Annotated in this window: 15 protein-coding genes; 5 read left to right on the top strand and 10 right to left on the bottom strand. The window is 46.2% G+C overall.

The window, feature by feature from the left end:
• Positions 1-30 precede the first annotated feature (30 nt).
• From oxlT to ICN46_RS01455, 3 genes are all read right to left on the bottom strand, one after another.
• A complete protein-coding gene (gene oxlT, locus ICN46_RS01465; protein WP_216203760.1) occupies positions 31-1,299 on the bottom strand; it encodes an oxalate/formate MFS antiporter in 1,269 nt (422 codons plus the stop codon).
• 204 nt (positions 1,300-1,503) lie between these two features.
• Entirely contained in the window at positions 1,504-3,156 is a 1,653-nt protein-coding gene (gene groL, locus ICN46_RS01460; RefSeq protein WP_216203758.1) for a chaperonin GroEL, read from the bottom strand.
• 27 nt (positions 3,157-3,183) lie between these two features.
• Positions 3,184-3,474 carry a co-chaperone GroES gene (locus ICN46_RS01455; RefSeq protein WP_216203756.1) on the bottom strand — a complete coding sequence of 97 codons (291 nt, stop codon included), beginning with the start codon at positions 3,472-3,474 and terminating at the stop codon, positions 3,184-3,186.
• Positions 3,475-3,790: 316 nt separating this feature from the next.
• Between ICN46_RS01455 and ICN46_RS01450 the strand changes: the two genes are divergently transcribed.
• From ICN46_RS01450 to dacB, 4 genes are read left to right on the top strand one after another with little or no spacing between them, the layout of a single operon-like run.
• Positions 3,791-4,627 carry a diguanylate phosphodiesterase gene (locus ICN46_RS01450; protein ID WP_216203754.1) on the top strand — a complete coding sequence of 279 codons (837 nt, stop codon included), beginning with the start codon at positions 3,791-3,793 and terminating at the stop codon, positions 4,625-4,627.
• Positions 4,624-5,247: a response regulator transcription factor gene (locus tag ICN46_RS01445; protein ID WP_216203752.1), complete on the top strand. Its 624-nt coding sequence runs from the start codon at positions 4,624-4,626 to the stop codon at positions 5,245-5,247. Before ICN46_RS01450 ends, ICN46_RS01445 begins: the two co-directional genes overlap by 4 nt.
• 7 nt (positions 5,248-5,254) lie before the next feature.
• Positions 5,255-7,681: an ATP-binding protein gene (locus ICN46_RS01440; protein ID WP_255538698.1), complete on the top strand. Its 2,427-nt coding sequence runs from the start codon at positions 5,255-5,257 to the stop codon at positions 7,679-7,681.
• Positions 7,682-7,709: 28 nt separating this feature from the next.
• The gene (dacB, locus tag ICN46_RS01435) at positions 7,710-9,248 is read left to right on the top strand and encodes a D-alanyl-D-alanine carboxypeptidase/D-alanyl-D-alanine endopeptidase (protein ID WP_370625463.1); all 1,539 of its coding nucleotides are present in this window, start codon (positions 7,710-7,712) and stop codon (positions 9,246-9,248) included.
• On the opposite strand, the gene ICN46_RS01430 is transcribed toward dacB, so the two are convergent.
• From ICN46_RS01430 to ICN46_RS01400, 7 genes are all read right to left on the bottom strand, one after another.
• Positions 9,194-10,282: an L-threonylcarbamoyladenylate synthase gene (locus ICN46_RS01430; RefSeq protein ID WP_216203748.1), complete on the bottom strand. Its 1,089-nt coding sequence runs from the start codon at positions 10,280-10,282 to the stop codon at positions 9,194-9,196. The two genes, dacB and ICN46_RS01430, sit on opposite strands and share 55 nt — an antisense overlap.
• Positions 10,283-10,285: 3 nt before the next feature.
• Entirely contained in the window at positions 10,286-11,470 is a 1,185-nt protein-coding gene (locus ICN46_RS01425; RefSeq protein ID WP_216203746.1) for a 5-(carboxyamino)imidazole ribonucleotide synthase, read from the bottom strand.
• A 4-nt stretch (positions 11,471-11,474) separates the two neighbouring features.
• On the bottom strand, positions 11,475-11,969 hold the full coding sequence (purE, locus tag ICN46_RS01420) for a 5-(carboxyamino)imidazole ribonucleotide mutase (protein ID WP_216203743.1): 495 nt from the start codon (positions 11,967-11,969) through the stop codon (positions 11,475-11,477).
• Positions 11,970-12,052: 83 nt separating this feature from the next.
• Positions 12,053-12,949 (bottom strand): phosphoribosylaminoimidazolesuccinocarboxamide synthase, encoded by an 897-nt coding sequence (locus tag ICN46_RS01415; RefSeq protein WP_216203742.1) that lies wholly within the window; start codon positions 12,947-12,949, stop codon positions 12,053-12,055.
• Between the two features lie 7 nt (positions 12,950-12,956).
• The gene (gene fba, locus ICN46_RS01410) at positions 12,957-14,021 is read right to left on the bottom strand and encodes a class II fructose-bisphosphate aldolase (RefSeq protein ID WP_216165088.1); all 1,065 of its coding nucleotides are present in this window, start codon (positions 14,019-14,021) and stop codon (positions 12,957-12,959) included.
• 62 nt (positions 14,022-14,083) lie between these two features.
• The gene (gene pyk / locus ICN46_RS01405) at positions 14,084-15,520 is read right to left on the bottom strand and encodes a pyruvate kinase (RefSeq protein WP_216203740.1); all 1,437 of its coding nucleotides are present in this window, start codon (positions 15,518-15,520) and stop codon (positions 14,084-14,086) included.
• A 2-nt stretch (positions 15,521-15,522) separates the two neighbouring features.
• Positions 15,523-16,734 (bottom strand): phosphoglycerate kinase, encoded by a 1,212-nt coding sequence (locus ICN46_RS01400; protein ID WP_216203738.1) that lies wholly within the window; start codon positions 16,732-16,734, stop codon positions 15,523-15,525.
• 203 nt (positions 16,735-16,937) lie between these two features.
• On the opposite strand from ICN46_RS01400, the gene ICN46_RS01395 reads away from it, so the two are divergent.
• Entirely contained in the window at positions 16,938-17,861 is a 924-nt protein-coding gene (locus ICN46_RS01395) for a branched-chain amino acid transaminase (RefSeq protein WP_216203735.1), read from the top strand.
• Positions 17,862-17,876 lie beyond the last annotated feature (15 nt).

Raw genomic sequence — 17,876 nt, 5'->3', positions numbered from 1 at the left:
TACTTTCAATTATTAATTCATGATCACGCCTTAGGCAGCTTGCGCCTTTATATATTTAGCGCGCATTGGACGCAATACAAACAAAGCAAGGAGGGCCGCAGTTGCATCTAAGGCAATCATGATGGCAAATACAGGCATCCAACTGTCAGCAACTCCATGAATATACGCGGCAATTGGGCCCCCAATAATAGAACCTACGCCTTGTGCCATATATAAAAAGCCATAGTTAGTAGTTGCATGTTTTTGACCAAATGTATCTGTCAAAGTAGATGGGAACAAGGAGAAGATCTCACCCCAACCAAAGAACACAATGCCTGACAATATGACAAACATTACCGGATCAGAGCGGGTCATGACCCAAGCAAACATTGCTATCGCCTCCAAGCCAAATGCAATGGTCATGGTGTATTCACGACCAATCCGATCAGATACCCAACCAAAGAAAGGGCGTGTGAAACCATTAGTGATTCGATCAATGGTTAGCGCCAAAGGTAACGCAGCCATACCAAACACCATAGCCCCTGTGATTCCAAAGTCTTTGGCAAACGCACCCATCTGTGAAATCACCATCAAGCCTGATGTCGACATCATCGACATCATCAAGAACATTAACCAAAAAACTGGTGTCTTGAGCATCGTCTTAGGAGTAATACCGGTTGCTGCAGCCTCAACCTGACTAGCAGTTTGGATGCGATCTGCATGCGGCACCCGAATACCCTGTGCAGCTAAAAGGCCAACTGCACCGATAACGTAACCGAAGAATGTCAAGGTACCTTGCAAGCCAGTCTCTACCAAGCTAGCAGCAATTGGAAAGGTGGTTAATAGGGCGCCAATGCCATAGCCAGCGGCAACCATGCCGACTGCAAATCCACGGTTATTAGGGAACCAGCGGACCATTAAGCCAACAACACCAATATAAACAATACCAGTGCCAAGGCCACCCAACACACCATAGGTAATGTAGAGACTAGAGACCGTAGTGAGATTTGCTGAGAGTACCCAGCTTAAGCCTGTCAGTGCCGTACCAATTGACAACAGCAGTCGTGGGCCAAACTTTTCCACCAAATACCCCTGAAATGGCGAGAAGAAAGTTTGCAACACAATCAAAAGGGAAAAGGTAATTTGCAACTCGGGCAACGTCACACCAAGTTGACCCATGATAGGTTTGGTAAACAGGGCCCAAACATATTGAGGGCTAGAAATGGACATCATACAAATAACGCCAAGTGCTAATTGAACCCATTTTGACTTCAGAGGGCCACTCTTGGATGACGCCCCACTCATTGTTGCTGAACTCATGTAAATCTCCTTAATTTCCTGACTATCAATACAAATTTTGTTAAGTCATTGTGAATTCAGAGACTCGGGTAATTACTAATCAGATCACTAGCTTGGTGCCTTGTGCATGAAAAATGTGCATAGCGTTGCACCAATAAAAAACGCCCGGTCTTGTGGACCAGGCGTTTTTATTTCTACAGCTTGATAGCTGAGGAAGTAAGGTTATTACATCATGCCGCCCATACCGCCCATACCGCCCATACCGCCCATATCAGGCATACCGCCAGCACCAGCTTCATCCTTTGGTGCTTCGCAGATAGCGCAATCTGTGGTCAACAACAAGGCCGCTACAGAAGCCGCATTAACCAATGCAGTTTTTGTTACCTTAGTTGGATCGATCACACCCTGAGCTACGAGGTCACCGTATTCGCCAGTTGCAGCGTTGTAACCGTTATTGCCCTTGCTAGCCAATACCGCATTCACAACAACGCTTGCTTCGTCACCAGCATTAGAAACGATGATGCGGAGTGGCTCTTCCATAGCGCGCAATACGATACTGATACCAGCGTTTTGATCAGCGTTATCGCCTTTCAGGCCTTTGATACCTTGCATAGCACGCAGCAAAGCCACGCCGCCGCCAGGAACAATGCCCTCTTCGACTGCAGCGCGAGTAGCGTGCAATGCGTCATCAACGCGAGCTTTCTTCTCTTTCATTTCAACTTCAGTAGCAGCGCCAACACGAATTACCGCAACACCACCTGCTAACTTGGCTACGCGCTCTTGCAATTTCTCTTTATCGTAGTCACTAGTCGCTTCTTCGATCTGAACACGAATGTTCTTAACACGAGCCTCGATCGCTTTTTTATCGCCAGTACCATCAATAATGATAGTGTTTTCTTTGCCTACTTCAATGCGCTTAGCTTGACCTAAATGCTCAAGAGTTGTTTTCTCGAGTGTGAGGCCAATCTCTTCAGCGATCACAGTACCACCAGTCAAAATCGCGATATCTTCCAACATGGCTTTACGACGATCGCCAAACCCTGGAGCCTTAACAGCACAGGTTTTGATAATGCCGCGAATATTATTTACAACCAAAGTTGCTAATGCTTCGCCTTCAACATCTTCAGCAATGATCAATAATGGACGGCCAGATTTTGCCACTTGCTCGAGCACTGGGAGCAAATCACGAATGTTACTAACTTTCTTGTCGAACAAGAGAACATATGGGCTTTCCAATATGGCCACTTGCTTTTCAGGTTGGTTAATGAAGTATGGTGAGAGGTAGCCGCGATCAAACTGCATACCCTCTACTATCTCAAGCTCATCTTCCAATGACTTGCCATCTTCAACGGTAATGACACCTTCTTTGCCCACTTTTGCCATTGCTTCAGCAATACGCTCACCAATGCTGTAGTCACTGTTAGCTGAAATAGAGCCAACTTGAGCAATCTCTTTAGTGGTTGTGCAAGGCTTGCTGATTTTTTTGAGCTCTTCAAGCGCAGCAGTAACTGCTTTGTCGATACCGCGCTTCAGATCCATTGGGTTATGACCTGAAACTACATATTTCATACCTTCACGCACAATTGACTGAGCCAAAACAGTAGCGGTAGTAGTACCGTCACCAGCGATGTCAGCAGTTTTAGAAGCAACTTCCTTCACCATCTGCGCGCCCATGTTTTGGAGCTTGTCTTTGAGTTCAATTTCTTTTGCTACGGACACACCATCTTTAGTGATGGTTGGGCCACCAAATGAGCGCTCCATAACAACATTACGACCTTTAGGTCCTAATGTAACTTTTACTGCGTTCGCGAGAATATTTACACCCTCAACCATCTTGGTGCGGGCACTATCTCCAAATACGACGTCTTTTGCTGCCATGATTGAATTCCTTTCTTAAATACTGAATTACTTCTGTACAACAGCCATGATGTCTTCTTCGCGCATCACGAGTAACTCGTCAGCACCGACCTTGACTGTTTGACCTGCATATTTACCGAACAACACGCGATCGCCAACTTTGACGTCGGGTGCATTCAACTTGCCGCTGTCATCACGCTTGCCAGGGCCAACTGCCAAAACTTCACCTTGATCAGGTTTTTCAGCGGCAGCATCAGGAATAATGATTCCAGAGGCAGTTTTTGATTCTTGATCTAAACGTTTAATGATTACGCGATCATGTAAAGGACGCAGATTCATTCCTTCTCCTATGTTAGTAAGTGTTAACTAATTAAAATACTCATATAAATCAATGCTTTATAATCTCTTCACTCGAAAGCTAAAATAAATTACTGGTTAGTAACCCATTTTGGCACTCGCATGAAGGGAGTGCTGATTATATAGGGCTGATAGCCAGAATTTCAAGGGCGGCATCCCACAAAATCTTTACGGATTTAGCCTTTTTCTATACTGAGTACATGTGAGTAGGCAGTTTCCTACACACAAATCAGCCTTAAGCCCTTACCGCTCCAATCCGTCCTGCCTAGACTGGATAGTCACTGATTGGAGAATGCTGATGAGCCCGAAATCCCGGCTGTACACGCTTGTACAGGCATGGAAGAACAAACCCTTCCAAGAAGTACGAGATGCCTGCGGCGAACAATGGCTTGGCCTAAGCAGCCAAGCTTTAGAAGAACACCAATCCTGGTCCCAGCGACAAGCGATTAGCCATGAACCCATTTTTAACGCAGAGGGAACAAAACTGACTGGATCTCTATTTAGACCATTGCTGACGGCAGCCGATACTCAGCTCCTGCGCTTATTCATGGAGGGGCTCGACACAACCTCTTACTGGTATCGCAGTGGTCGTTTTATTCTTGGAATCCTCTCGGTCCCGGCCCACGCCATTGCGTCAAGCGCATATGTAGATGCACTCAGTGATTTGATACTGAATTCACGTTTACCAGTTGGCCTAGTGTGTCTGGGCATTCAATCCTTACCGAACCCAGAAAATGATGCGGCTTGTAAAGAGGGTTTATTGCGGATGAGGCGCTTAGGTGTTTTGTTGCATCTTATGCAATTTACAGGGACCGCAGATGAACTACTGTTTCTAGAAGATATGCAATTAGATGGCATTCACCTTGAGATGAGCCAATTTCGTCATAACGCTTTACCAGTAGCAGTTATTGCACAAGCCAAGAAAAGACAAACTCAGATCTATGCAAGCAATATCACCCTAGTCCAAGACCTAGAAAATGCTAAAGCTGTGGCCGTAGAGCATTGCTATGGAGGACTCATGATGCCGCCAGTAAGCAGACATCAAACATTGCACATTAACGATAGCCGAATCGCTAAAGCCATTTTTTCGCTGCACCCTCATCAACACCCAAACCAAAACGGAGACAAGAAATGAGAAAACGTGTGATGTTAGTAGATGACCACCCAGCCATGTTAATGGCACTCAAAAGTATGTTGCAAGATCAGCTGCTCTTTGAGATCGCAGGACAAGCCCAAAATGGAGAGGAGTGCCTCAGATCGATTAAAGAGGCAAATCCCAATATGATCATCTTAGATTTGGATATGCCAAAAACAGATGGCTTTGATGTGATTCGTAGAATTAGCCTAATGTATCCAGATATTCGAATTCTAGTGTTATCTAGCCTAGATGAAGCAGTCTATGGCGGCAGGGTACGATCGCTTGGGGCTCACGGATTTGTTAATAAAACTGCAGGGGCCGATGTCATTTTGGCGGCCTGTGTTGCCATCTCTCAGGGTTATAACTTCTTTACCCACGGCAAGAAGGGCAATAGCTCGCTTAGCGATAACGATAAACTTGCCTTAATTTCTGATCGAGAGCTCCAAGTCATGAAATATCTTGGCAAGGGCAACACCAATCAACAGATTTCAGATTTACTACATATCAGCAATAAAACCGTTGCCACTTACAAAACGCGAGTATTTGATAAATTGGGCATCAACAATATTGCAGATTTAATTTTGTTCTGCCGTATGAATCACATCATCGAGAGTTAAGTTAGTGATGCGTCGATCCATCTTTAATGCAGTATTGCTTTTTTTCATATTCGGTGAGGGTCTCGCACACTCGAGTTCCATGAGTCTAGAAGAGCAATGGTGGATCGATGCGCATCCTGTAGTCCATTTCAGCATTCATGAAAAATATGCATCCTACCTTCGCGAAGGAAAAGAGGGGGAAGGAGTGGGTGTCTTCCAAGCACTGTTGACAAAGCTCGGTCAATATACCCAACAGGAATTTGTAGCTAAATGGAGAAAAACAGATCAAGAAGGCTTGCAACAGCTAGCCACAGGTGAAGTAGATTTCATGATTGATCCACCAGCAATCAATGATCGCACATTGAAACTTGGATCCCTCTCAGAAGCTATCTTTTGGGGTCATGATGCGGTGGTTACTCGAACTACGAAGCAAACCCAAATTCATCCAAGCGCTATCGCTTACTTTGATCGAGGATTTGAGAATTCGCCAAGTAGCGCTCACCCGCGTGAAAATATTTCAAGCGATGCCCAAAAACTAATACTCAAGCTTATCAAGAGTGATATTGAGGGCTTAGTCATGCCTATGCGCCTAGCGCAACAACTCATCAGGCAAACTAATAATCAGCACCTACAAATAAATGGGGTACATGGTCGCGAGCCCTTCTCCTATCGCTGGCTGATCTCCCATCAAGATGCGCCACTACATGCAGTGCTCGGCCGCTTCCTGCAAAGCTTAGACCCTATCGAGTCACGTCAACTCTTCACGCTCAATACAGACCTCGAAAACTCAGCCGCACCAGATCATTTAAAAATAGCCTTGCCCTGGAGCTTCAGTCTCGCACTGCTAATTGGTGGGGGCTTATTAATTTGGCAACTGCAAAGAAAACGGGATGAGCAAGAACAACAAACGGCTGACCTGATTCATTCAAAAGAAATTGCAGAAAAAGCAAATGCCGCTAAATCCGCGTTTCTTGCCACTATGAGCCACGAAATTCGTACCCCCATGAATGCAATTTTAGGGGTACACGAGTTGCTATTAAATAGTCAGAGACTGCCGCCCAGCGAAAAACCTCTACTCAAAAGCGCACATGCTTCTGCTGAGTCACTTTTAGGAATGCTCAATCAAGTCTTAGATCTCTCTAAAATTGAAGCTGGGAAACTTACCCTTAATCTAGAACCCTACTGCCTCAAAGATTTAGTTGAAGGAGTTCATTCAACCTTCTCTGCAGTTGCTATCAAACAAAAACTTCTACTCCACACCTCAATCGATCCTCGAGTAGCAAGCGTATTGATGATTGACCCCCTAAGACTCAGACAAATCCTGCAAAACCTATTAAGCAATGCGATTAAGTTCACTGAGCATGGCGCTATCTATTTTTCGATTAGCGTTTTGGCTGATGATCACGCGGGACAGTTAATCGAGTTCAGAGTCATCGATACAGGTATTGGCATGGGTAAAGAAGAAATTGCTCGTGCGCTCGAGGCCTTTGAGCAAGTCCCCAAACCCATGGATATGGCCAATAAATCAGCCGCCACAGGTCTAGGACTTACTATTACGAGCCATTTGATTGATTCGATGAACAGTCGTCTTTACTTTGAGAGTGACCCTGGCTTTGGCAGCAATGTTTATTTTTGCGTTGCCTTACCGCGCACTAGTATGGCAGCCTTGCAGACCTCCTTACCAGGTGTTAGCACTTATCAAAAGCATCTTGCTAAAAAACAAGCTGACCGCCACATAATACTAAAGGCGCTAGTTGTTGAGGATCATCCTGCAAGCCGTCAAATACTCTCGTTACAACTAGAAGCACTGGGAATCAAAGTATGGGTTTGTGAAAGCGCTGATACGGCATTAGTACTACTAGGTGAGCATCACTTTGATCTTATGTTGACGGACCAATCCATGCCAGGCATGCAGGGATCAGATCTATCAAAAACAGTTCGGGCAATGGGCCATCGTGAGCTGATCATTATTGGCGTCACTGCAGATATTTATGCGCTCGATTCTCGCCATCAGTTTTTATCCTCCGGTATGAATGGTGTATTGATTAAGCCGCTTAGCCTCAAAACACTGGAAAATGAACTCACTCGTTACTTTGCTGTGGTTGATGCCACAGAAGTAGGCAGAGAATATTCTTTTGACGCCTTCTCCAATCTTTTAAAAGATAGTCCTGAGCATATTCTTTTGATCTTAGATGAAATTAAAAAGGTGCATGAGGAAACCTTGATTGAGCTTAAAGAACTCTCCTCAACCAATGTCCTTAATGAAACTCAATTCATGAGCATGGTTCACAAGGTCAAAGGTGGCGCCCAACTATTAAATGCCAAGGCTTTTACTGAAGAATGTCAAAAACTGGAAAAAGAGGGGCCATTGCATGAAAGAGTGGATCAATTTTTTGCGCTCCTAAAGCAACAAAATCAAACCATTAAAAAATATCAAGATCAATATGCTGGATAGGATTTGGTGAAGGGTTTATCCTTTAACAGTGAAAACCTTTTTTAGTCAATCAAGCCAATTCTTTGTCATAGCAAGTTTGTTACTTTTCAGTGGATTTATCCAAGGGGCTGATCTGCCCTCCCAAGAAACGGCTTCCCAATATATTCCTAAATCAATTGCTGATAGCTTAAATAAGCATGGCATCCCTCGAGATGCCATTAGCATTTCAGTAACACAGATTGAAGCGAAAGTTATTTCTAAGCCCGTTCTCAATTGGCGCGAAACAGAGGCCATGAATCCCGCCTCCACCATGAAGATCCTCACCACGCTAACTGGACTCGATGTATTAGGCCCCCAGTATCGCTGGCGTACCAAACTCTATACCGATGGCAATATCCATCAAGGTGTACTAAAGGGCAATCTCTATCTGCAAGGTAGCGGAGATCCCAAGCTCATTCCAGAAGAGTTTGCTCGGATGATGAAATCTCTTCAAAACCTAGGGATTCAAAAGATTGATGGGAATTTAATTTTTGACAGAAGTGCTTACGCCTCAAGCGTAATGACACAGGCCACAATTGACGGCGAATCACTACGCGCTTACAACGTTGCGCCCGACCCACTACTCTATGCCTTCCGCACCTTATCGTTTCATATTGGTAAATCCCGTACCGCCGACTTCATTGACATCGATTACACGCCTACACTTGCTAACTTCAAAATTGTGAACGACATGCAGTTGGTTGATAGGGCATGTGATTCATGGAAGAAAGATATACGCTTTGAAATCGATCCCGAAAGCGGCATTGCATCGACCAACGACACGATCACGGTTAAATTTTCAGGGCTCTTTCCGCGTGCTTGTAATGGAGTCACTTATAACCTGGTTGCTCTAGACGCCAATACTTTCTTAACTCGCAGCTTTATAGCGGCCTGGGACCTGGCCGGTGGCACGTGGGTCCAAATGCCAATGGGCAGCAATGGGATTGTGCCAATCAGTGCAAGGCCACTGCTGCAATTTGAAGGCATTAATCTGGCTGATGATGTGCAAGACATTAACAAATTCTCTAATAATGTAATGGCAAGACAATTAATGCTGACTTTAGCCCTAGAGAAGATAGGGAAACCGGCCACTACAGAAAATGGTGAACTGGTGATTCAAAGTTGGCTTAAAAAAATGGGGCTCCTGTTCCCAGAGCTCATCATCGAGAATGGCGCAGGATTATCACGCAATGAAGCCATCTCGGCACAACACATGAATGAGCTCTTAATTACAGCGCGAACGCTTCCTGCTGGAGATATTTTTTTCAATAGCTTACCCCTAGCAGGATCTGACGGCACGATGAAAAATCGTTTGATGACTCAACTGCGAAAATTTCTACATCTGAAAAAAAGGCCTGAAGTTCGCATTAAGACCGGCTCGCTCTCGGATGTGCGAGCAATCTCCGGTTATGTCATTAGTAAATCAGGCAAGATGTACGCAGTCACTTCTTTTATCAACCACCCCAATGCCTCAAAAGGTATTGAGGCGCATGATCAATTGTTAACGTGGCTGCTGGAAGATGGACCCGAGCCAAAACAAGCCCGCTGAAGCCTGTCTCGCACGCCATCCCACTCTTCTCCATTAGGCGGCTCTGGAAATAGAATTAAATCCCAACCCTGCTGATCTAGATCACGCAATGTACGGTATAACTTAGCGGCAAAATCAGCGCTATCACTTGAAACAATCATTTCTTGAACATCAATAGATGGATGGTCTTCTAATACAAGCGAAGACTCGGAATCCCACACCACTACAGCTACACGAGACTTGGTGTCTGGGTACTCGCTTAATGCATCCAAGACACGTCCGGGTGCATAGAGCCTTAGCGGAGTAGTTGGGGCGTAATGCGCCTTTAAGCTTCCTGAGACCCTAGGAAAATCATTGTCGGCTTTAACATCTTCGCCAGCTTGGTATACCTTAATGCCTGTCTTAGCAAAGATTTCACTTGGAGTGATTGCACCAGGCCTAAGTAATACTGCGCGCTCACCAGATGATAAATCTATGATGGTCGATTCAATACCGACCTCACAATCCCCACCATCCAAAATCATGAGATCTAACTCATTCTCGAATTCATCGCGAACATCAGCAGCACTAGTCGGTGAAACCTTGCCGAAACGATTGGCTGACGGAGCAACAACGCCCCCTTTAAATTTACGCAATAGCTCTTGTGCTATAGGATGGTTTGGTGCACGAATCGCCACCGTATCTTGTCCACCAGTGATTTCATTTAAAACGCTTTTATCTCGTTTAAAGACCAGTGTCAGCGGGCCCGGCCAAAATGCATTAATAATCTGTAGAGCTTCTTCAGAAAGGTCGCGTACCCAAGGGCTCAGTAAAGCAGCCCAATCAATTTGCGCAACATCATATTTATCCGGAACCGCCAAATGAACAATGACTGGATGATTGGATGGACGACCTTTCGCTTTAAAGATCTTTTGAATGGCGCTTGCGTTTCTGGCATCAGCACCTAAACCATACACAGTCTCAGTCGGAAATGCTACCAAACCACCATCACGTAAGGTTTGCACTGCTTCGTTGATCGCTGCAGATGTTTGCAGCGCTGAACTATTATTGGGCATTGCCTAGGGCTCGAGACCTAACTCAAGTGCAACCGCTGCACAAACTTGACGAGCAGTACTCAAAGATTCACCTAAACAATTAACATGCCCCATCTTACGCCCCATACGGGGCTCAGACTTACCGTACAGATGTAGCTTTACATCTGGGTGAGCAAGCACCTTATCCCATGCAGGCTCTCTAGGCTTATCTTCGCTGCCCTCAAACCACAGATCTCCCAACAGGTTCAGCATCGATACTGGTGCAAGTAGGCGGGTCTCGCCCAACGGCAGACGAGCCATCGCCCTAACTTGTTGTTCAAACTGACTGGTGACACAAGCATTCATAGTGAAGTGGCCAGAATTATGCGGACGAGGTGCGATCTCATTAGCAACAATATCGCCACTCTTGAGAACGAAGAATTCCACGCACAATACACCCACATAATCAATCTTTCGAATTAGAGCTTTGGCTGCTCCAATAATTTTCTTCTCTTGCTCGGGCTTAAGCGATGGCGCCGGCACTGTAGAGATATGCAAAATACCGTCACGATGAATATTCTGGGAAACCGGGTAAGCCAGTACGGCATCATCATAGCCACGCACTACCAAGGCGGAGACTTCAAAATCCAATTCCATGCGCTTCTCAAGTACACAAGGAACGCGGCCAAACTCGGTCCAAGCAGTCATCAAAGCTTCTACATCACCGACAGTTACTTGCCCTTTGCCGTCATACCCCATACGAGCAGTCTTCAAAATTCCAGGGAAGAGATCGACAGGTACATGTGCAATATCGGCGTCATGCTCAATCACAAAATGAGGTGCTGGACCAATATTAGTCTCTGCTCTCCAAGTAGCTAAGAATTTTTTCTCGGCAATACGGTTTTGCGCCAAAGAAACACAGCTACTGCGTGGAGCAACAAAAACGCCCAAAGACTCAAGCTCATCTAGGGCTTGAGCAGGAACGTTTTCAAATTCAGTGCTGACACAAGCACAAAGTGCGGCCATCTCTTTGAGCGCTGCAGAGTCGGTGTAATCAGCTTGAATAAATTTTTCGGCAATTGAGCCAGCAGGGCTATTGCCCCCAGGATCTAAAACGCAAACTTTATACCCCATGGCTTGTGCAGCTTGGGTAAACATCCGCCCCAACTGACCACCGCCCAAGATTCCTAAATACGAACCCGGCAAAATGGGCTCCATACGATCTGCCATGTAATTAATACCCCGGCAAATTCATCGAGCGCGCAGTTTCGGATTGCTTGAGGCGGAAATCTTCCAAGCGCTTAGCCAAATCAGCATCATGCAATGCTAAACCGGCAATAACATGCAAGGCTGCATTTGCTGCACCAGCCTCACCAATCGCAAAGGTTGCCACTGGAATACCTTTAGGCATTTGCACGATCGAATACAAAGAGTCTTCCCCGCGAAGATATTTACTGGCTACTGGAACGCCATAAACTGGGACAATGGTTTTTGAGGCGAGCATACCTGGTAAGTGAGCCGCACCGCCTGCACCCGCAATGATGGCTTGTAAACCCTTAGCTTGAGCTTTCTCTGCATACTGAAACATGTCATCAGGCATGCGATGTGCTGAAAGTACTTGAGCTTCATGAGCAATACCAAATTGCTCGAGCATTTGAGCAGCGTGCTGCATCGTGTCCCAATCTGAATTGGAACCCATCACTATTCCGACTACTGGCTTCTCGCTCATTACCCCTCCAAAAACCCTGAATTCTTTAATAGGGCTTTATTATCCCAGCCTTTTAGGGGTTTGAAAATCAAACTCGGCTTAAATCAAGCCTGCGTAAGACGAGTTAAGGCCTCACGATACTTTTGGGCAGTTTTTTCAATGACATCCACTGGCAATGCTGGTGCTGGGGCTGTCTTGGGCCACAAGCCACCATTCACATGGGCGGTTTCAAGCCAGTCACGCACAAACTGTTTGTCGTATGAAGGGGGGTTAGCGCCCACATGATAGGTTTCAGCAGGCCAGAAACGAGAGGAATCGGCCGTCAGAATCTCGTCCATGAGAACCAACTGACCAGCATCATCCAAGCCAAACTCGAATTTAGTATCCGCAATGATGATGCCGCGAGTCGCAGCATATTCAGAAGCCTCTCTATAAAGACGAATGCTCACTTCGCGGATTTGCTGCGCTAATTTTTCACCAATGAGCTCAATCACCTTCTCAAAAGAGATATTTTCATCATGCTCCCCCACCTCTGCCTTTGCAGCCGGGGTAAAAATGGGCTCAGGTAATTTTTGCGCATTTTCCAAACCAGCAGGTAGTGCAATTCCGCAAACCTTGCCAGTCTCTTGGTAGTCTTTCCAGCCACTTCCGGCCAAGTAGCCACGCACAACTGCTTCAACCAGGATTGGCTTGAGACGTTTTGCCACGACCGCACGACCTTTTACTTGAGATACCTCTTCTGCCGTCACAACGGTAGCTGGATCGATGCCGGTTAAATGATTGGGGATAACTGAGGCCAACTTATCAAACCAGAAGTTGGCCATTTGATTGAGCACAACACCCTTTTCAGGAATAGGCTCACCCATTACGACGTCAAAAGCAGACAAACGATCGGTAGTGATCATCAATAATTTGTCCTCACCGAGGGCATAAACATCCCGTACCTTACCTTTGGATAACAAAGGTAATGACTTAATGGAAGTAACGTACAGAGCAGGCATATTTAACTCACTTCACGATCTGGGCTAATTTGCCACTCTTATACAACTCAGCCATTTTCTCTAAAGAGATTGGTTTAATTTTTGACGCTTGTCCAGCAGATCCAAAGGCTTGGAAGCGTGCAATACAAACTTTCTTAGCAGCTTCGCGCGCTGGCTTCAAGTAATCACGGGGGTCAAACTTACCTGGATTCTCAAAGAGGTAACGACGAATTGCGCCCGTCATTGCCAAACGAATATCGGTGTCGATATTGATCTTGCGAACACCATTCTTAATACCCTCTTGAATCTCTTCCACGGGGACGCCATAAGTTTCTTTCATATCGCCACCAAATTCACGAATCTCCGCAAGTAATTCTTGTGGAACACTAGATGAACCATGCATTACTAAATGAGTATTCGGAATACGCGCATGAATCTCTCTAATGCGATCAATCGCTAAAATATCGCCAGTAGGCTTTTTAGTGAACTTGTATGCGCCATGACTGGTACCAATGGCGATTGCCAAAGCATCGCATTGCGTTGCCTTCACAAAGTCAGCAGCTTGCTCAACATCGGTAAGCAATTGCTCACGAGTCATAGTGCCGTCTGCACCATGTCCATCTTCTTTGTCACCCTTCATGGTTTCCAAAGAACCCAATACGCCTAGCTCAGCCTCAACAGTTACTCCGATGGAGTGTGAAAATTTCACAACCTCTCTAGATACGTCAACGTTATATTCATAGCTAGCAACTGATTTGCCATCAGCCTCAAGAGAGCCATCCATCATGACGCTTGTAAAACCACTCTTAATTGCGGCCATACAAACGGCAGGACTCTGTCCATGGTCTTGATGCATGACAACAGGAATGTGTGGATAAGCCTCAACAGCAGCTGAGATCAAGTGACGTAAGAATGCCTCACCAGCATACTTACGCGCACCAGCAGAGGCCTGCATGATAACTGGGGAATCTGCCTCGCTGGCAGCCTCCATGATGGCGGTGACTTGCTCCAAGTTATTAACATTAAATGCAGGCAAGCCATAACCATTTTCAGCTGCATGGTCCAAGAGTTGTCGTAAGGATACTAAAGCCATGGTGTTCTCTTAATTCTAAGTTGTTAAATGGATAGTGGAATCTGAATATATTGATAAAACACTTACTTCACATGAATGATCTTGAGCGTATTAGTTCCCCCGGGCTCACCCATCGGCTCACCGGAAGTTAATACAACTGTGTCACCCTTCTTCACTGCGCCCAACTTCTTTAAGCAGCCCTCTACTTCTTGCAAAGCCGTATCACGGTCCTTGGTGTAATCAAGGCCAATCGGCGTCACATTTCGATAGGTACTTAAAGCACGCTGTGTGGCAATCTTCGAAGTCAAAGCAAAGATAGGAACGTGAATATTATGACGGCTCATCCAGATTGGCGTTGAACCTGAATCAGTTAAAGCGGCAATCGCATTGGCATTTAAATGGTGGGCAGTAAACAGTGCACCCAAGGCAATCGTTTGATCAATGCGTGTGAATGTTTGATCTAAAAAGTCAGTATCCAGCTTTACACGATCAGATTTTTCAGCCTCAATACAGATCTCTGCCATTGCTTTGATGGTTTGCACTGGATACATACCTGCAGCAGACTCGGCAGAAAGCATTACCGCATCAGTACCGTCTAATACCGCATTAGCAACGTCACTTACCTCGGCGCGTGTAGGCACAGGCGCATTGATCATTGACTCCATCATTTGAGTTGCTGTAATTGTAAATTTATCAGCCTCAAGTGCCAGCTTGATCATGCGCTTTTGCAAGGCCGGCACAGCGGGATTACCCACCTCAATTGCCAAGTCACCCCGTGCAACCATAATGCCATCGCTCTCAGCAATGATGTCTTCCAGTGCGCCAGGCATGATGGCTTCAGCGCGCTCCACTTTTGCAATAGTCTTTACCTTGCCAACGCCGTGCTTAGCACTCGCAGCATCTGCAAGCTTTCGAGCGTAAGCCATATCCGCACCATCTTTTGGGAAGCTAATAGCTAAAAAGTCAACGCCCATTGCAATCGCCGCATCTAGGTCGGCAATATCTTTTTCGGTCAGTGCTGGCGCTGTCAAACCGCCACCTGCGCGATTAATACCTTTGTTATTCGAGAGCGGACCGCCCTGCTCTACTTGCGTGAAGATTTCTCCACCTTTAACGCTCTTCACAATCAATACGACCAAGCCATCATTTAATAAAAGACGATCACCTGATTTAACATCTGCCGGCAGTTCTTTGTAATCCAAACCCACGCGCTCTTGATTGCCAAGCTCGCAGTCAACATCCAAAATAAATTGCTCACCTTCTTTGAGCAAAATTTTGCCATCGGCAAACTTTCCCACCCGAATCTTTGGGCCTTGGAGATCGGCCATAATGCCAACCTCTTTGCCAACTTCCGCAGAGATAGCACGCACTAAATCATGGCGTGCTTTATGATCAGCAACAGTGCCATGGGAAAAGTTCATGCGAACTACATCTACGCCCGCACGAATCATGTCACGCAAGACTTCAGGCTTTTCAGAGGCTGGCCCTAGGGTGGCAATGATTTTTGTTGCTCTCAACATATTTAGTCTTTCGCTCTTTCAGCAAGTATTGCAAAGGCTGGCAAGGTTTTGCCTTCTAGAAATTCTAGGAAAGCGCCACCGCCAGTAGAGATGTAATCCACCTGATTTTCAATTCCATACTTAGCAATTGCGGCTAAGGTATCGCCACCGCCCGCAATAGAGAATGCAGGAGAATGTGCAATCGCTGCAGCCAACATCTTAGTGCCGCCGCCAAACTGATCAATCTCAAATACGCCTAGCGGGCCATTCCAAACAATTGTTCCGGCATGAGCCAGCATGATCGACAAACGCGCAGCCGTCTTCGGACCGATATCCAAAATCATGTCATCTTCAGCAACTTGATCTGCCGAAACTCGGTTCGCACGCGCTAATGGTGATAGCTCATTGGCAACTACTACATCTTCAGGAATAGGCACATGCGCACCACGCCTCTCCATGATCTCCATGATTTCGCGGGCCTCCTGCACCAAATCCGGCTCTGCTAAAGACTTACCTATTGGCAACCCTTTTGCCAACATAAAAGTGTTGGCAATACCACCACCCACAATCAACTCATCGACTTTGTCAGCCAATGCTTTCAAGATGGTTAATTTTGATGACACTTTAGACCCCGCAACAATCGCCACTAGCGGTCGTTTGGGACTAGCTAATGCACGACTCAAGGCATCTAACTCAGCAGCCATTAAAGGGCCCGCACAAGCAACCGGCGCAAACCTCGCCATGCCATTAGTGGTTGCCTCAGCACGATGCGCCGTACCAAATGCATCATTTACATAGACATCACACAGAGCCGCCATCTTCTTAGAGAGCTCTTCAGTATTCTTTTTCTCGCCCACATTTAAGCGACAGTTCTCAAGCAAAACCAAATCACCTGGGTTGAGCTCAAATCCACCATCCACCCAATTACTAATGAGAGGTACCTTGCGATTGAGTAATTCAGCTATCCGATGGGCTACTGGAGCAAGGCTATCCTCAAGCTTGAATTGACCCTCAGTTGGGCGACCCAAGTGGGATGTCATCATCACGGCTGCCCCAGCTTCCAAACAAATCTGGACTGCTGGCATAGAAGCCCGAATTCGGGTGTCCTCAGTAATATTGCCGGACTCGTCTTGTGGCACATTGAGGTCCGCGCGGATAAAAACCCGCTTTCCTTTGAGAAGGCCTGCAGCAGCTAAATCACTTAAGCGCTTGACTTTAAATAAGGTGTCCGGCATGGGAAATATTCTATGAAATAAGGCAGTTTATTGGGATTCCTCCATTCTAAATCGTCTAGCCCAGAAAGCCCCAAAGGTCCGAAACAACCGACTGAGCCGCCTGCTCTACAATAAAGACTTGGACGCACCCCAGCCCTAGCCAGAGAGCTAGTGAACAGGTCGCCCCGATTAACCTGATTTATCAGACACAAAAGGTAGAAAAAATGTCGATGTCCGACCGCGATGGCTTCATTTGGTCCGATGGGAAGCTAGTTCCCTGGCGTGAGGCCAATATTCATGTCCTAACCCACAGCCTCCATTATGGAATGGGCGTTTTTGAGGGCATCCGCGCTTACAAAACTCCTCAAGGTACAGCAATATTTCGCCTTCCAGAGCATGTAAAACGCCTATTCAATGGCACAAAGATCTTCCAAATGGCCATGCAATACACCCCTGAGCAGATCTCCAAAGCCATTATTGAGGTGGTCAATAGCAACAAGCTGGAAGCTTGCTATATTCGCCCAATCATCTTTATTGGCTCGCAAAAACTGGGGATTTCGCCTAAAGGCAACTCAATCCACACGGCCATTGCCGCCTGGGAATGGGGAGCCTACTTGGGTGAAGATGGCCTTAATAAAGGTATCCGCGTTAAAACCTCATCCTTTACCCGTCATTTCGTGAACTCCTCGCTAGTCCGCGCCAAAGCCTCGGGGTACTACATTAATTCCATTTTGGCCAATCAAGAAGTAACGGCTAACGGCTATGACGAGGCTTTGCTGCTCGATACCGAAGGGTATGTTTCGGAAGGTTCTGGCGAAAATATGTTTATGGTTCGCAATGGCATCGTATACACACCAGATCTTGCTTCTTGCTTAGACGGCATTACTCGCGACTCCATTATTCAAATCGCAAAAGATTTGGGGTACGAAGTACGCGAAAAGCGGATTACCCGCGATGAAGTCTACTCAGCCGACGAAGCTTTCTTCACTGGCACTGCTGCTGAAGTAACTCCGATTCGCGAACTCGATGACCGCACTATTGGTGATGGCACGCGTGGTCCAATTACCACAAAGATTCAAGCCACCTACTTTGATGCGGTTTACGGCAGAAGTGATAAGTACAAACCTTGGCTTACCTACGTTAAGTAAGCGCTTTAGCAACCA

Origin of the sequence: Polynucleobacter sp. Latsch14-2 (assembly GCF_018881925.1) — a bacterium.
GTDB lineage: Bacteria > Pseudomonadota > Gammaproteobacteria > Burkholderiales > Burkholderiaceae > Polynucleobacter.
Note: the sequence above shows the minus strand (reverse complement) of the source record. Positions and strands in the feature narration are given on the sequence as shown.

Coding starts and splice junctions, on each gene's coding strand:
- ICN46_RS01455 (WP_216203756.1), bottom strand. CDS start 3,474: ATGAATCTGCGTCCTTTACATGATCGCGTAATCATTAAACGTTTAGAT.
- ICN46_RS01430 (WP_216203748.1), bottom strand. CDS start 10,282: ATGCCCAATAATAGTTCAGCGCTGCAAACATCTGCAGCGATCAACGAA.
- pyk (WP_216203740.1), bottom strand. CDS start 15,520: ATGTTGAGAGCAACAAAAATCATTGCCACCCTAGGGCCAGCCTCTGAA.
- groL (WP_216203758.1), bottom strand. CDS start 3,156: ATGGCAGCAAAAGACGTCGTATTTGGAGATAGTGCCCGCACCAAGATG.
- ICN46_RS01445 (WP_216203752.1), top strand. CDS start 4,624: ATGAGAAAACGTGTGATGTTAGTAGATGACCACCCAGCCATGTTAATG.
- ICN46_RS01395 (WP_216203735.1), top strand. CDS start 16,938: ATGTCGATGTCCGACCGCGATGGCTTCATTTGGTCCGATGGGAAGCTA.
- ICN46_RS01440 (WP_255538698.1), top strand. CDS start 5,255: ATGCGTCGATCCATCTTTAATGCAGTATTGCTTTTTTTCATATTCGGT.
- purE (WP_216203743.1), bottom strand. CDS start 11,969: ATGAGCGAGAAGCCAGTAGTCGGAATAGTGATGGGTTCCAATTCAGAT.
- ICN46_RS01450 (WP_216203754.1), top strand. CDS start 3,791: ATGAGCCCGAAATCCCGGCTGTACACGCTTGTACAGGCATGGAAGAAC.
- oxlT (WP_216203760.1), bottom strand. CDS start 1,299: ATGAGTTCAGCAACAATGAGTGGGGCGTCATCCAAGAGTGGCCCTCTG.
- ICN46_RS01400 (WP_216203738.1), bottom strand. CDS start 16,734: ATGCCGGACACCTTATTTAAAGTCAAGCGCTTAAGTGATTTAGCTGCT.
- ICN46_RS01415 (WP_216203742.1), bottom strand. CDS start 12,949: ATGCCTGCTCTGTACGTTACTTCCATTAAGTCATTACCTTTGTTATCC.
- ICN46_RS01425 (WP_216203746.1), bottom strand. CDS start 11,470: ATGGCAGATCGTATGGAGCCCATTTTGCCGGGTTCGTATTTAGGAATC.
- fba (WP_216165088.1), bottom strand. CDS start 14,021: ATGGCTTTAGTATCCTTACGACAACTCTTGGACCATGCAGCTGAAAAT.